This is a genomic window from Algoriphagus mannitolivorans DSM 15301 (assembly GCF_000429425.1).
Classification (GTDB): Bacteria; Bacteroidota; Bacteroidia; order Cytophagales; family Cyclobacteriaceae; genus Algoriphagus; species Algoriphagus mannitolivorans.
This window is the reverse complement of the sequence record NZ_AUBV01000004.1, coordinates 1-14,660: the sequence shown is the minus strand read 5'-3', so window position 1 is coordinate 14,660 and position 14,660 is coordinate 1. Positions and strand designations below refer to the sequence as shown.

The 14,660-nt window shown below is 44.9% G+C and carries 11 protein-coding genes and 1 pseudogene; 10 read left to right on the top strand and 2 right to left on the bottom strand.

Features of this window, described 5'->3' with window-relative positions:
• Positions 1 to 10: 10 nt before the first annotated feature.
• A complete protein-coding gene (locus G458_RS0102535) occupies positions 11 to 1,594 on the bottom strand; it encodes a M14 family metallopeptidase (RefSeq protein WP_026950511.1) in 1,584 nt (527 codons plus the stop codon).
• Between the two features lie 193 nt (positions 1,595 to 1,787).
• Here G458_RS0102535 and G458_RS0102525 point away from each other — a divergent pair, with 193 nt between their 5' ends.
• The 9 genes from G458_RS0102525 to G458_RS0102475 all read left to right on the top strand — a co-directional run bounded on the left by G458_RS0102525 (position 1,788) and on the right by G458_RS0102475 (position 12,809).
• Positions 1,788 to 2,621, top strand: a complete 834-nt coding sequence (locus G458_RS0102525; protein ID WP_026950510.1) for a universal stress protein — start codon at positions 1,788 to 1,790, stop codon at positions 2,619 to 2,621.
• Positions 2,622 to 2,629: 8 nt separating this feature from the next.
• Positions 2,630 to 3,865, top strand: coding sequence for a cation:proton antiporter (locus G458_RS0102520; RefSeq protein WP_026950509.1), 1,236 nt, complete (start codon positions 2,630 to 2,632; stop codon positions 3,863 to 3,865).
• A 92-nt stretch (positions 3,866 to 3,957) separates the two neighbouring features.
• On the top strand, positions 3,958 to 4,989 hold the full coding sequence (gene hemH, locus G458_RS0102515; RefSeq protein WP_026950508.1) for a ferrochelatase: 1,032 nt from the start codon (positions 3,958 to 3,960) through the stop codon (positions 4,987 to 4,989).
• Positions 4,990 to 5,208: 219 nt separating this feature from the next.
• The gene (locus G458_RS0102505; RefSeq protein WP_026950506.1) at positions 5,209 to 6,372 is read left to right on the top strand and encodes a CynX/NimT family MFS transporter; all 1,164 of its coding nucleotides are present in this window, start codon (positions 5,209 to 5,211) and stop codon (positions 6,370 to 6,372) included.
• 71 nt (positions 6,373 to 6,443) lie between these two features.
• Entirely contained in the window at positions 6,444 to 7,046 is a 603-nt protein-coding gene (locus G458_RS0102500; RefSeq protein WP_026950505.1) for a DUF2179 domain-containing protein, read from the top strand.
• The gene (locus G458_RS0102495) at positions 7,046 to 7,753 is read left to right on the top strand and encodes a tRNA1(Val) (adenine(37)-N6)-methyltransferase (protein WP_026950504.1); all 708 of its coding nucleotides are present in this window, start codon (positions 7,046 to 7,048) and stop codon (positions 7,751 to 7,753) included. The genes G458_RS0102500 and G458_RS0102495 overlap by 1 nt, the downstream gene beginning before the upstream one ends.
• 114 nt (positions 7,754 to 7,867) lie before the next feature.
• The gene (locus G458_RS0102485; RefSeq protein WP_084438808.1) at positions 7,868 to 9,328 is read left to right on the top strand and encodes an IPT/TIG domain-containing protein; all 1,461 of its coding nucleotides are present in this window, start codon (positions 7,868 to 7,870) and stop codon (positions 9,326 to 9,328) included.
• A gap of 12 nt (positions 9,329 to 9,340) precedes the next feature.
• Positions 9,341 to 11,743, top strand: coding sequence for a TonB-dependent receptor (locus G458_RS0102480; RefSeq protein WP_026950501.1), 2,403 nt, complete (start codon positions 9,341 to 9,343; stop codon positions 11,741 to 11,743).
• 4 nt (positions 11,744 to 11,747) lie between these two features.
• Complete coding sequence (locus G458_RS0102475) at positions 11,748 to 12,809, top strand: DUF4249 domain-containing protein (RefSeq protein WP_026950500.1); 1,062 nt, start codon at positions 11,748 to 11,750, stop codon at positions 12,807 to 12,809.
• A gap of 105 nt (positions 12,810 to 12,914) precedes the next feature.
• On the opposite strand, the gene G458_RS0102470 is transcribed toward G458_RS0102475, so the two are convergent.
• The gene (locus G458_RS0102470; protein WP_026950499.1) at positions 12,915 to 14,240 is read right to left on the bottom strand and encodes a saccharopine dehydrogenase C-terminal domain-containing protein; all 1,326 of its coding nucleotides are present in this window, start codon (positions 14,238 to 14,240) and stop codon (positions 12,915 to 12,917) included.
• Between the two features lie 149 nt (positions 14,241 to 14,389).
• Between G458_RS0102470 and G458_RS0102465 the strand changes: the two are divergent.
• Positions 14,390 to 14,650, top strand: a pseudogene (locus tag G458_RS0102465) (transposase); the annotation flags it as partial.
• Positions 14,651 to 14,660: the final 10 nt, after the last annotated feature.

Genomic DNA, 14,660 nt, shown 5'->3' with positions numbered 1-14,660 from the left:
TTTTCAAGGCTTAGAGTTTAAGAGTTTGAGTTGCAAATCCGGTATGAGCTGCGCCTGCTTTGACAGTGAATGTTCCTGTTCCACGCAGAATCCAGGAGAAAGTGACTTTTTCATAGGCTCCCAAGGAGTCCATCAGCTTGATTTTATCTCCGGAAATAACCTTGTCCGGAGTAGCGTCCAAATCCATCCTAATTTTGCGAAGCCATCTTGATCTCGCCCCCATATCCGTGTGGGTAGGAAGTGGAGAGTTGTTAAATAAGTCAAGGGTCACTCGGGTCAATCCATTACCCAGAGATTCTGTCTTCAAGTTATGGAATTCGAGTTTAGGCTGCATTGCTGCCAACTTGAGGATAAATTCAGTATGTTCCTCGGCGATTCCCCCGACTTTTTCATAAGGAGGGTTACTCATGACAAAGGGCTTGATGCCTCCGACTTCCACCTTTCTGTTAGGGAAATCTGGGTGCTTGACCTCTGTCCATGGCACGAATGAATTCCAGCCCAAAGAGTCAGACCATGCCAGGTAGTTTGCTTCGGCGTTGGTTTTGCCTTTGAATTCCGGAGTCCAATAGCCGGGAGTCGAGAAGCTCATCCGGGCAAAATGAAAATAAGCCCATTGGAAGAAGTCCCCGTCAGTTCCTTGGTTGTTTTGCTGGAAAGGTTTTTGGCTCACGGTCTTGTTGTACATCTCAGACACCATGGCATTGATCGCTTGATCTTTTTCCAAAATCGAGGAGACAACCCGCTTTCTTGCTTCTCCAGCATTGTATTTAAGCGGTGCGCTTAGATTGTTTGCGGGGGAAAAAGTCACGAATGCAAAGATGTTCCACTGCTCAAAAAGGTAATCCAACAGTGCCCGACTTTCGGCTTGAGAAACGGCAATATCACCTGCTAATGGCTCAAAAACCGGGAATTTATAGGTCAAACTCTTGTTGAAGGCAATGCCTTCTTTGGGGTCCTCTGCAAATTTCCCGTCTTTGTCATCGTCTTTGGATTCTTTGAAGACAAGGTATTTACCAGCCTCCCCTTTCGATCGGTCAGCTTTGACCAATACTCTCGGGTCTTCTTTGGAAGTAGTCCATTCTCCCAGCGGATCTTCAACGCGCATCCAGGTGATGAAGCCATCTCCGTTCAGGTCAGAATAGCCATTGTCATTTGGAGTGCCGTCCCGATCGTGGTCCGCAGCGGCTGCATTTCCACGGCGCTCGTATTTCAGCGCAGCGTGGTATTGCTCATAGGCATCCGGAGACATGTTGGGAAAAATGTAGAAAGTGGTGCTTTCCAGAGCCTGGCTTTTTTCATTGATCAGCTTTTCGGCAAACTGCAAGGCCAGCTCCACGCTGAGGACATGGTAGCCTTCGACACCACCGAGCACTGCTATGGCAGGCTTTTCATCCATTTTTCCTGTCCCGACTTTCAGGACATAAATGTCTTTTCCCCCGGCAGTCTTGGTGAGGGATTTGAGTTCCGCCTTGGCATTTGATCCAAGTTTTTGGAGCCTCTGGCTTACTTGGTTCAGGGTAGGGTAGTCTTGAGCCAAGGCATTTGCCCCGAGAAGACTTCCACACAAGAACCCCGTCAGAAGGAGTTTTCTCATAGGAGTAGGAATGGGTTATTTCTAAATTTTAAGCTGAATTTTAATGAAAATTTACGGAGAAAAGCCTCTTGATTTGATCGGTTACTTTAGACGCGATCCAGCGGAACAGGAAAAGGATAAGTGGTATTGTCGGTTTTTTAGATTGGCAGATTCAATAAAAATGGCTTATTTGAAAGGAATAAGCTGATCCTTTATGTACCGTAAGATTGCTTTAGCCATTGCCTTTTCCCCCAGAATGGAGGCCCTGATTTTGGAAGTTCAAAATTTGGTCAATCTATTTCAGAGTGAGTTGATCCTAATTCATGTCGGGGTGAAAACCGATGAATTGGAAACTAAGCTGGACGATATTTTGACCAGACTGGGAGTCGATAAAACCAAGACAAAGGTGCTATGGAAAGAGAAGGGAAAGCCTTCCAAAAAAATCGTGGAGGCCTGCAAAGAAGAAAATGTAGATCTTTTGGTTTCAGGGGCTTTGAAGGAAGAAGGCTTTTTAAAATACTACTTGGGATCTGTGGGTAGGAAAATCATCCGAAAGGCTCCCTGTTCTGTCCTTACCTTGATAGATCCCAAAAAGGAGACTACCAAATTTTCAAAAGTAGTCATCAATGGAACTCAGCTTGAAATCACCCCCGATGTAATCCGGCATGGAGTGGAATTTTCAAAGGCTGTTTCATCCAAGAATGTATCCATTCTCAACGAGATCAAATTGTACGGACTTCTGATGGGGACTGCCAGTGAAGATACGGAAGGGGAAGTCTCCGAAACCCGCAAAAAGCTGGTACAGGATGAAATCGCTTATGTCGAAGAAAACCTTAAAGGCTTAGACCTTGGTGGTCTGAAAATCCATATCAAGGTCACCGGCGGTCGCTGGGCCACCGAGCTAGCCCGGTTTTGTGAAAAAATTGAAGCTGACCTTTTGATCGTTGGGGATGATCGGAGTCTCACCTTTTTGGACAGGCTTTTCCCCCATGACTTAGAAGACTTACTGAGCACCTTACCCTGTAATCTATTGATTTATAAAAAATAAAAACCTCCATGGAAACTCTAAACCATAAGGAGGTCATAAACCTTCTCCTTCAACTTGCGGCCATGCTGATTATGGCTAGAATATTTGCCGAAATCGCACGCAAATTGAAACAGCCTGCCGTGGTCGGGGAAATCATCGCAGGGATTATCATGGGACCTACGATCTTGGGTTATTTGGCTCCGGATTTCCAGATGGGGCTGTTCCATAGCCATGAAATGACCAACATTGCTCTGGATGGGGTGGTGCAGATTTCGGTGGTTTTATTGTTGTTTATTGCTGGGATTGAAGTGGAACTCCATGTGGTATGGAGCCAAGGGAAAAATGCGCTTAAAATCGCCCTGACTTCTATGGCATTGCCCATTATTGCCGGCTTTGTGGTTGCCTACGCCTTTCCGGAGTTCTTGGGAGTAAATATCAACGATCGGGCTGTGGCCTCTACTTTTTTTGGGCTGGCAATTTCCATCACAGCCTTGGCGGTAGTCGCCAGAGTCTTAATGGATTTGAATTTATTCAAAACGAAAACAGGCCTATTGATAATAGCCAGCGCCATGGTGGTGGATGTGGTGGGCTGGATTATTTTCTCGGTGATCCTTTCCCTTTCTGAAAATGGCTCCGAAGGCTTGGGCGTATGGCCCACAATTGGTCTGACGCTGCTTTTTACGGTCTTTATGCTGACCTTGGGAAAAGGATTGATCAATCGGGTTTTGCCTTGGACCAATAAGCAATTAGCCTGGCCAGGAGGCTTGCTCTCCCTTTCTTTGGCGATTTGTTTTTTGGCCGCCTCTTTTACAGAGTTTATTGGCATTCACGCCATTTTCGGGGCTTTTATCATAGGGGTGGCAATTGGGGATTCTGAGCATGCCACCGAAAAAGCCAAAGAGATTCTTCACCAGTTTATCAACAATATTTTCGCTCCGATCTTTTTTGTCAGCATTGGGCTGAAGGTGAATTTTATCGAAGCCTTTGATCCGGGAGTAGTGGGGGTGGTGGTTATTGTCGGGTTTTTAACCAAGTTTTTTGGAGCTTATCTGGGCGGAATTATGGCTGGAGTGAAGCGAAATAAGGCCATGGTAGTTGGTTTTGGTATGAGTACCAGAGGAAGTATGGATATCATTTTGGGCCTGATTGCTTTGGAAAATGGAATGGTCTCTGAGTCTCTATTTATCGGAATAGTAATTCTGGCTTTAATTTCCAGCATCATGGCTGGGCCGCTCATGGGCTGGGCGGAAAAACTCAAAATCTAAGCTTTCTGTCAATCGCTCATCAGAATATTCAATAAGGTTTTTCGAACAAAGGGGCTAATTTTGGGCTTTCTTCCTGAAAACAGAATTCGTTCATGTCAAGTAATAAATCCAAAGTCGGAGTATTGTTGGTCAATTTGGGGACGCCTGATAGCACCCAAACTGGAGATGTCAGAAAGTATCTGAGGGAATTTCTCATGGATGGTCGGGTGATTGACTTTCCTGCAGTACCCCGATGGATGTTGGTCAACCTGATCATCGCTCCCTTTCGAGCCCCTAAATCTGCGGGAGAATATCGAAAGCTTTGGACCGACCGTGGATCTCCTTTGCTTTTCCATACCGAGGATCTGAAAGAAAAACTTGTCAAAAAGCTAGACTCATCAAAGTACCACGTGGTCATGGCGATGCGCTATCAGAATCCTAGCCTCGAAAAAGGCCTGGAGGAACTGATGAAAGCCAAGGTGAAGAAAATCATTGTATTGCCTCTTTTCCCTCAATATGCCTCAGCAACCAATGGATCGGTAATGGACAAAGTGATGGAGATTGCCCGGGGTTGGCAGCTGATTCCGGAGATTACTTTCATCAACAATTTTGTGGAACATCCCCTGTTTTTAGAAGCTTGGGCTGAACTGGGCCGTGAAATGATGGCCAAAGATTCCTATGAGAAATTTGTCTTTTCCTATCATGGATTGCCCGAAAGACAAATCAAAAAAGGAAGTGTGGAAAATTATTGCCAGCTGGGCGCCTGCTGCAACAAATACACCTCCAAAAACCAGTTTTGCTATCGGGCTCAGTGCTTTCATACCACCCGATTATTGGCCGAAAAATTAGGGATACCATCTGAGAAAACTCTGACCTGTTTTCAATCAAGATTAGGAAAAGATCCATGGATTCAGCCCTACACGGAGGATGTGATTCATGATTTGGCCAAAGAAGGCGTGAAAAAAGTATTGGTATTTTCTCCTGCTTTTGTGGCCGATTGTCTAGAGACCACCATTGAAGTGGGACAGGAATACAAAGAGGAGTTTTTAGAACAGGGAGGCGAAAAATGGGACTTGGTGCCAAGTCTCAATTCCAACGATACTTGGGTGGAATGTGTCAAAGACTTGGTGGAATCCCGGACCTAAATCGGCCTTTCATCATTCCGTTTCTTCCTGCCTTAATGAAATACAGTTTCGGATTTTGAAAAGCGAGCTGTAGTTGGATTTCGCTGTCTTCTCTCCAAAAATTGATTCTTTCGGTATGACCATTTTTAGTGAAATCCTGGTTTTGGGTTGGTGGATAGACTAGGTCCAAAGTCTCAAAAAAACATCGTAAATCGCAATTCAAAAATCGACATTACCTTCATGTCCAAACCCACTAACCAGGCACTCCTTTACCTTGGAATCATCCTGATTTCAATCAATCTCAGGACTTCGATTGCTTCGGTGGGGCCTTTAATTCCCTTTATCCGGGAGGATTTGGACATTTCCAATGGGCTTGCCGGTTTTTTGACGACTCTCTCATTATTAACCTTTGCCCTTTTCTCACTTTTCGCTCCGAGTATCGGTAAGAGATTGGGGCATGGAAGGGCAATATTCTTGGGGGTTTCTTTGCTTTCCGTAGGTGTAGTACTCAGAGTTTTGGGAGGAATAGAATTGCTCTATCTCGGTACGGCGCTTACCGGAATTGGGATCGTGATAGCAAACGTGCTGATGATCCCCTTTTTCAAGGCCAGAGTTCCGGAGAAAATTGGCCTGATGACTGCACTGCTATCTACAGGAATGTCCCTTTTTGCAGCCATTGCTTCTGGAATTAGCGTACCTCTGGCAGTGGATCTCGGCTGGGGTTGGAGGGGTTCATTAGCTTCTTGGGTTGGACTGATGATTTTGGCCTTGGTGGTCTGGATTCCTCAACTGCGTTCTCATGGCACTGGACTTCAAAGAGATATTTTCAAGGGAAAAAATGTTTGGAAAAGCAGGCTAGCTTGGCAGGTGACGCTCTTCATGGGAGCCCAGTCAGTGATGTACTTCACGATGGTCACCTGGCTGCCGGATATGCTTATCGCCAAGGGAATGAGTCCTGTCAATGCCGGCTTGGCCTTGTCGTATATGCAGTTGATCTCCTTGATCGGGACTTTTTTTGCACCCAATCTCCTCATGAAGCTGAAGGAGCAATCTCCTGTAATATTGATCGTCGGGGTGGGGTATTTGATTGGGTTTGGGGCATTGTTTCTTTCTTCGGAATGGGTCATTTTTGCTGCTCTGACCATCATTGGAATCGGAAGCGGGGCGAGCTTGAGCATTGCCTACACCTTGATTTCCCTGAGAACTGCTGAGGATCAGACGACCGCGAAGCTTTCGGGAATGGTCCAAAGTGCAGGATATGTTTTGGCGGCTTTGGGACCTTTGATTTTTGGAATTTCCTTGGACCTTTTTGACAACTGGAATATTCTGATCTGGTTTTTATTGCTGATGACCATCCAATTCATTGCGTTTGGGCTACCAGCTGGTAGGGATAAAAAAATCTAGGCTGGATTATTCTATTTTTCTCTGTCTCCTCTCCCGGGAAAGCGGTAATTTTGTGCTCGAACTTTTGAAGCATGCAAGACCTATTTAATTACCTGGGAATCTCAGAAAACCTATTGAATTATGTGCTGATGCCCTTGCTGATCTTTGTGGCAAGGATCGGCGATGTCTCTATCAATACGCTCCGCATCATGTTTATGATGAACGGAAAGAAAAATATCGTCCCCATTCTGGGTTTTTTTGAAGCACTTATTTGGCTTTTGGCCATCGGCCAAATCTTCCAAAATGTGAATAATCCCCTGTCCTACCTAGCTTATGCTGGTGGATTTGCCACTGGCACTTATGTGGGGATGACTTTGGATGAAAAATTGGCGCTGGGTAGAGTTTTGGTACGGGTGATCACCCCCAAGCCACTTCCAGAACTGATCGAATACATGAAGGAACACAATTTCCGCTTTACCAGTGTGGGAGCAGAGGGACGATATGGAAAGGTGAATTTACTTTTTACCGTCATGAAGCGGGATCAGATGCATGACTTTATTGCGAAGGTGAAAAAGATTGAAGAGAAAGCTTTCTATACCATCGAAAGCGTCAAGCGAGTTTCGGAAGAGGAGTTAAACTTCCGGGAAGACAAACCCAATCTGGCGTCAAGACTTTTCAGTAAAGCCCGAACTTGATGGGCAACTCCTGGTTTCAGTTTCAGCAGTTTAAAATCCACCAAGATCGCTGTGCCATGAAAATCAGCACCGATGCAGTTTTGCTGGGTGCTTTGACAGATTGTGGGAAGGCGGAAAATATTCTGGATATCGGCACAGGAACAGGCGTGGTAGCTCTGATGCTGGCCCAGCGAGCTCCTAAAGCCAACATTATTGCGGTGGAGATCGACTCAGATGCTGCCGAGCAGGCGAAGGAGAATTTTGAGGAAAGTCCGTTTTCATCCCGGCTTGAATTGTTTTATGGAAGATTTCAGGACTATAGCAGTGAAGATCAATTTGACCTTATAGTGTCTAATCCGCCTTATTTTTCAGATCATTTAAAATCCCCCGACCCCAAAAGGAATAAGGCTTTGCATACCGATGAGCTTTCATTTGCTGATTTGGCAACGAATACAAAAGCCTTGCTCAAACCCAATGGACAAATCTGGATCATCCTTCCTCCTCGTCAAATGGAGGAACTTAGAGGGGTATTTAAAGGGGTAGGATTAGATGAGTTTGAGCGGGTAATCATTCGCGATCGGGAAGATTCCCGGGTGTTGAGAGAGGTCAGTGCATTCTCATTTTCTGGGCAAAAATCAAAATCGAGAAATTTGGTGCTGAAAAATGCTGATGGAAGCTATACGGAGGAATATCGGCAGTTGATCAGTGGATTTTTATTGGGTTATTGAAGCTTGAAGCAAAAAGATTGTTGATTTTGGTTAAAAAATCAGCCTATTTCTTTGGCTCAGTTGAATTCATAGCCCTTTTTTCTATTTTTGGAGCCTATTCAACTACCACCTTACATGCGAAAATTATTGTTTTTGAGCATTCTATGCTTGCTCTGGGTTGGATGGGCTTGTACTGACGAGGTAGAAACTCCGATTATCGTCACTACAGAAGACGCTCTTTTCGTCGGAGGAGATAAAATCCGGATATCTGGACGCCTGATTACCAATCGGGAGGTTTTAGCCAGCGATCACGGATTTATTGTTTCTGAGACAGAGGCGTTTAGCTCACCAATCACCATTTCCCTAGGAACAAAAGAAAGCCCTGGAAGATTTATCGGAGAAACTTCCGGTCTGAAAATCTCCCAGAATTATTGGGTAAAGGCTTTTTCTGTCGTCGAAGGTCAAGAAATCACTGGACAGGCAGTTCGGATCCAAATGCTTACCCCAGTGGTGGAGTCTTTCACTCCAAAATTTGCCAAAGTAGGGGACAACATCAGTCTGATTGGAAGAAATATTCCAGAAGGCAGTAAAGTCTTTTTTGGTACCCAAGAAGCACAGGTGATCAGCAACCAATTTGAATCAAGGATTACGGTCAGAGTACCTGCCTCGGGAGGCACTGCCTTAGTTCCGATTCGAATCGAAGTGCAGGGGAAAAGCTTTCAGTTTGCAGAGCAATTTGAGTATCAAAGCGGGAAATACACCAAAGTGTCCGATTTCCCAGAAAGCTTTAGGGTGTACAACACTACATTTTTCTACAATTCCGCAGGCTTCCATGTAGGATTGGGACTGATCAGGTTAGGAGGAAATTATACCAAGATTAAGCGATTCAACCCTCAGACAGGGACTTGGTCTGAAGTTGCATTTCCAGGTAATCCTAGGTCTTATTCCTTTGCCACCGCCAACTATTTGGGAGGGGGAGCTTTAGAAGTGGACCGGCAGATTGTCAGCTTGGAAAGAAGCTTTTACAAAATAGATGGAAGTGCTTTCACCAGACTTCCAGATCTTCCTTTTGTAAGTGTGGAGCAAGTAGCTGTGGAGCTAAATGGAATGCTGTACGTGATGGGAGGAACTCTTAATTCTACCACTTCTGTGTGGAGATTTTCTCCTACTACCAACACTTGGGTTCAGCTACCAAATGCCCCTGTTGGACTGAGTTCCCAGAATCCATTCTTTACCTATCAAAACAAAATCTATGTTGCGAGCTCCACAGGAGATATTTATGAATTTAATCCTGACGGGAATGCCTGGACGAAAAAAACTACCTATCCGGGAAGCTTAGGTCAAGGCTATGGAATCGCCCAGGTGCTCGGAACAAAGGCATATGTAGGTCTTTATAGAAGAGCAAATGATCTTTACGAACTGGATTTGAACACCTTCACCTGGAAAATAAAGAACACCATTCCAGGCCTTCCACAAAGCATCAATCTGGGTCATTTTGAATACAATGGCTCCATCTATTTCCTTAGGAGTCCGGAAATTTCGGTCTTTGGTGACCTGCCGATTGAGCTGTATAAATTTGAACCTAACGCTATTTAACTCCCAAGAACTATGAAAAAATTTTTACTGATATTCTTTGTTCTTCTTGGGCAGGTAGCGGTCGCTCAGCAGACCAATGCTCCTGTCAAACGGGAGGTTGTGGGTCGGGATGTCGGCCAACTTAAAGGCATTCGGATCTCCGGAAGAATCATCGATACCATTACCGGGGAGGCCTTAGTTGGAGCTACAGTTACAGTACCGGAAATTGATGTCACCCGGATTACCGATGCGAATGGCAACTTCGAGCTGGTTGTAGATCGGGCGGAGTACAACCTTGTATTTCGCTATGTAGGTTATGAGACGATTGAATATCCGATCACCGCTGTGGGAGATGGGCGAATGTCCATCAAGATGATCCAGGAAGATTTTGAATTGGATGACGTGGTCATTTACGGTCGCGATCCTGACAAAAATATCCGTTCAACGGATATGGGGGCCGTCACCATCAGCATGAACACGATGCGAGAGCTTCCTCCTTTTATGGGAGAAGTGGATATTGTGAGATCATTAGCCACACTTCCGGGTGTCAGTCAAGTAGGAGAAGCCTCTGCTGGTTTGAATGTCCGGGGAGGTGGAGTGGATCAAAACCTGATTCAGTTTGGCGGAGCTCCTATTTACAATCCTTCCCACATGTTTGGGCTTTTCACAGCATTCAACGCAGATGTGGTGAATGATGTGACCCTTTACAAGGCGGTGGTACCAGCAAGATTTGGGGGAAGAAGCTCTGCAATCTTGGATATTTTGCCCAAAGCCGGAGGAATCGATAAGTGGGGAGCAGATTTGATGGTGAGCAATTATTCGGGGAAAATCTCTTTGAATGGACCTTTGATCAAAGATAAAGTGTCAATTCTGGGAGGATTCAGGATCTCTTATATCAATTGGCTGCTTCAATCCATGAGCAACCCAACCCTCAGGAATTCCAATGCCAATTTCTATGATGGGAATTTGATCATCAGTGCTCCTGTTTCTGATAAAAACGAATTCACCTATAGCTATTACACCAGCTACGATGATTTTGCATTCTCCTCGGACACCACGATTTCCTGGAAAAACGATGCGCACTCCTTTCAATGGAAAAGTCAAATCAGTGATAAGCTAAGTCTGGAGGCATTGGGTTATTATTCCCTTTACAACTACGGGATTTTCAATAATTCTGGAATCAATGACTTCAATATCAATTCGGACATTAAGGATTTGGGAGGGAAGATATTCTTTGGATACAATTTCAGCCCAACAAACAAAATTGTAATCGGTGGTGCCTATAAGGATTTGGAGATTCAACCTGGTGAACTCATCCCAACTGGAAATGAGGACATTCTTCCAAGGAAGGTCCAGGATGAGTTTGGAAGAGAAATGGCAGCTCACTTCCAGCATGAATTTGAATTGGGCCAAAAAATAGGGGTCTCCTATGGCTTGAGATATGACCTGTATCAGTATTTCGGAGCAAGGACGGTGCGCCAGTATGCCGAGAATCAGCCGATTTCTGACGGAAGTGCAATCGCTGAAACCCAGTATGGTGAGGGTGAAGAAATCCAGTCTTATGATGGGTTTGGGCCAAGAGCCTCCCTCAGGTATTCATTCAACAAGTCGACTTCTGTAAAGGCTGGGTATAATAAAATGTACCAGTTTATCCACTTGATTTCCAATACAGCAACGATTGCTCCTTCGGATGTGTGGAAGCTGAGCGATAATTTCCTTGGGCCCCAGATTGCTGATCAGTATTCTTTGGGTTTCTACAAAAATTTCCGAGGCAACATATTCGAAACCTCCGTAGAGGTGTATTACAAAGACCTTCAAAATGTAGTGGAGTACAAGGATGGAGCAAACCTGATCTTGCAAAATCATATCGAAACAGAGTTGATCCCAGCTGAAGGGAAGTCTTATGGTCTAGAACTTTATGTGAAGAAAAACCTGGGTCGACTGACCGGATGGGTTTCTTACACCTATTCCCGTTCCTTGAGAAGAGTCATTACTCCTTTTGAGGAAGAGAATATCAACAATGGAGCTTGGTATGCATCAAACTTCGATAAACCTCATGATCTTACTTTAATCGGCAATTACAAGGTCAGCACCAATACTTCTATCTCTGCAACTTTCGGCTATAGCACGGGCAGACCGGTTACCTTGCCTCAAGCCAAGTTTGATTACTCAGGAAATAGTCTAGCCTATTTTGACAGCAGAAATCAGGATCGATTGCCTGATTACCACCGATTAGACCTATCAGTTAATTTTAAGCTGAAAGGCAGTGGGCGGTTTTTTGACGGGAATTGGACCTTTTCAGTGCTAAATGTTTACGGCCGAAAGAATCCATTCTCTGTTTACTTTGACGATGTGGCAGGATCTCCACCGCAATCATTCCGATTGGCAATTTTGGGAGTGCCTCTTCCTAGTTTGAGTTATGCAATCAAATTCTGAAATCATGTTTAAAAGACTCATATATATCATCCTTTTACTCCCGGTAGCCTGTATTGAGCCCTATCAAGTGGAGGTGCCCGAAGGGGAGCAGTTGCTCACCGTAGAGGGTATGATTACCTCAGGACCGGGGCCTCATGTCATTACGCTGACGCGAAGCGCTACTTATGGCAGTGATTTTCAAGGCTTAATCAGACCTGTCACTCAAGCTACGGTAGTGGTCAGAGATGATCAGGGAAAGATCACTTTTCTGACTGAAAGTAATGACGCACGTGGATCTTATTTTACCCCGGCCAGCTTCAGCGCCGAAGTTGGTAAATCCTATACTTTGTACATTCAAACCTCAGAAGGCAAGCTTTATTCTTCCTTTCCGGAGCGAGTTGAGTCGGTGCCTGCTTTGACCAAAGTAGGTGTAAGAACAGTTACAATCGATCAGCCGGGAGGTGGGAATCCAAAATCCGGAATTCAATTGATAGCTGAAGTCAATGATCCTGCCGACCAGAATAATTATTACTACTGGAGAAATGGAACTTCAGTGTATATTCTGGAAACAAGACCGGATTTATTTACTCCAAGGCCTTCTGATGCTAATCCTTCAAGAGATCCGCAACCTAAGGCTTGCTGTGCGGTCTGTTATAAAACTGAAGCGACCAATAACCAAAGCTTGTTTTTGGCAATAGATGACAATTTCAATGGGCTGACTACACAGGTTCCGGTGGGATTTATCGAGGATGATGGATTGAGGTTTGTGAACAAATTCCGGGTGGATGTAAGACAGCTGGGAATTACCCAAGAGGCCTATCGCTTCCTTCGCCTAGTCAAGCAGCAAGCGGAGATCAGCGGTTCTGTTTTCGATCCGCCTCCGGCAAATATTCGAGGCAACATGATCAGTTTGGATAATCCGGATGAGAAGGTTCTGGGCTATTTTATCGCCGCCGGCGAATCTACACACAGGATCTATGTGGACAAAGATGATCTGACCTTCAAGCAAAACAAGGCCATTATCCCTGATGATTGCCTTACGGTCCCAGGAACCACTGTAGATCCTCCTGCAGACTGGAGACCTTAATTAGAGAAATAGAGAGACTGTCTCAAAAAGAACTTCCCGCGTCAGCTGGTTACTTCTGTAGGCCAGAGTGTGGCAATCAGAATCTTTGAGTCAGTCTCTTTTTATTTACTCTTCATATTCCTCAAACTGGATCCCAAAGTCTTCCAAAGCTGTTAGAATCGGCTCGTATATCTCTTTCAGTACAGGTATGTGAAGTCCGGAGAGTTTGATTTTTTCCTCTAAGAACATATCTACAGCAATAGCCAAGGGAAGTCCAACCGTCTTGGCCATGGCCGTATAAACAGAGTCCTGCCCGATATAGGCCAAGCTGGAATGAAGCTTCTTTACTCCTTTAGCAGTTTGGATTTCGAAAACATGCCGCATCACGATCATGTCCTTGTCTTCCCGAGAAAGGGACCAGTCCTTTTCCAGAATAGCCTGGAGGATTTGTGCAGGCGAACCCGAGCATTTAGGGAGTTTTCTAGCTTCGAAAAATCCAAGCCACTGCAGCTTCTCAAAAGTTTCAAAATCTAAATTTGGAATAATCTCCGCCAGTTTTTCCTCCACGGATAAAGTCTCGCTCCAGGGTAAAAAAGCATTCAGAAAATGTCTGTAGGTACTTCCCTCAGGCAATTCCATTTGAAAGCTATCATCCGTCATTCCAAGCAGAACAAAAATGTTCCAAGCCTTGCAAAAGCCGGATCTGCGCAGAGTTCCCCGCAAAAGAGTAGGTATATTTTCCAGTCCGTACACTTTTCGATAGGAAAGGGAGTCCCGGTTGGGATATCCTTCATATTTCCCCAATCCTGGGAATTGGAATTCTTCGGTTCTGGAAAATAACTGATGGTAGGGAATAAACTTGAGTTCCCCTTTTTCGATATACCGGGAAGTTCCTTGGCCTGCCAAAACCACATTTCTGGGATTCCAGGTGAATTTATACTTCCAGGGATTGTCCTCGGACTCGGGGGCCAATAGGCCACCGCAATAGGACTTGAAGGACAGGATTTCCTCCCCTTTTTCATGAGCGCTATCGATGATTTTCATGGCAGACATATGATCGATGCCGGGGTCCAAGCCGCATTCATTTAAGAAAAAGAGCCCTTTTTCCTCAATTTCCTTCTTCATTTCACGCATGGCATCACTTTCGTAGGATGCACTGAAAAAATGCTTGCCCAGTTCGAGGCAATCCCGGGCTACCAAAGGATGCATAAAGGCCGGCAGCATAGAAATTACCAGGTCGGCTTCCTGGATCAATTCTCTCCTCGATTGGGGATCTTCTGAGTTGAAATATCGGGCTTCGGTGTTTTTTTTACCTTGAAGCTTAGCCTCTGCCTGAGAAATTTCAATATCTGCCAAAAGTAGCCTTCGGTCCTTCTGCTCACAGGAATCAGCCAGATAATCAATGAGAAAAGTGGAGGATTTGCCTGCCCCTAGGATTAATATGGTCTTCATGAAAATGGGTTTATTAGCTAAAAATGGACATATTTTTCTTCCATAAAAAAGAAATCCTGAACATTTCCTTACCTTGATCGTTAGGTTTTGTAAGCTTCCCCAAAAACTGGACAGTTTAAAAGACGACAAAGTCACTAACTTTAAACTGTATGAAGAAGTCAAGATTTACCGAAAGCCAGATCATCAAGGCAGTCAAGGATCATGAATCGGGCAGGGATGTAAATGAACTCTGCCGGGAATTGGGTATCCATCGAGGCACATTTTATCTCTGGAAAAAGAAGTATGGAGGCATTGAAGTTCAGGAGCTCAAGCGGCTCAAGGAGCTGGAGGAAGAAAACCGGAAGCTCAAGCAGATGTACGCGGAGCTGGCCCTAGATAACAAGATTCTCAAGGATGTTCTGGGAAAAAAGTTCTGAGCCC

Bases quoted from the DNA above. Each gene is read 5' to 3' on its own strand.
- G458_RS0102500 (WP_026950505.1), top strand. From the start codon at position 6,444: ATGCAAGACCTATTTAATTACCTGGGAATCTCAGAAAACCTATTGAAT.
- hemH (WP_026950508.1), top strand. From the start codon at position 3,958: ATGTCAAGTAATAAATCCAAAGTCGGAGTATTGTTGGTCAATTTGGGG.
- G458_RS0102470 (WP_026950499.1), bottom strand. From the start codon at position 14,240: ATGAAGACCATATTAATCCTAGGGGCAGGCAAATCCTCCACTTTTCTC.
- G458_RS0102475 (WP_026950500.1), top strand. From the start codon at position 11,748: ATGTTTAAAAGACTCATATATATCATCCTTTTACTCCCGGTAGCCTGT.
- G458_RS0102505 (WP_026950506.1), top strand. From the start codon at position 5,209: ATGTCCAAACCCACTAACCAGGCACTCCTTTACCTTGGAATCATCCTG.
- G458_RS0102485 (WP_084438808.1), top strand. From the start codon at position 7,868: ATGCGAAAATTATTGTTTTTGAGCATTCTATGCTTGCTCTGGGTTGGA.
- G458_RS0102535 (WP_026950511.1), bottom strand. From the start codon at position 1,594: ATGAGAAAACTCCTTCTGACGGGGTTCTTGTGTGGAAGTCTTCTCGGG.
- G458_RS0102525 (WP_026950510.1), top strand. From the start codon at position 1,788: ATGTACCGTAAGATTGCTTTAGCCATTGCCTTTTCCCCCAGAATGGAG.
- G458_RS0102495 (WP_026950504.1), top strand. From the start codon at position 7,046: ATGGGCAACTCCTGGTTTCAGTTTCAGCAGTTTAAAATCCACCAAGAT.
- G458_RS0102520 (WP_026950509.1), top strand. From the start codon at position 2,630: ATGGAAACTCTAAACCATAAGGAGGTCATAAACCTTCTCCTTCAACTT.
- G458_RS0102480 (WP_026950501.1), top strand. From the start codon at position 9,341: ATGAAAAAATTTTTACTGATATTCTTTGTTCTTCTTGGGCAGGTAGCG.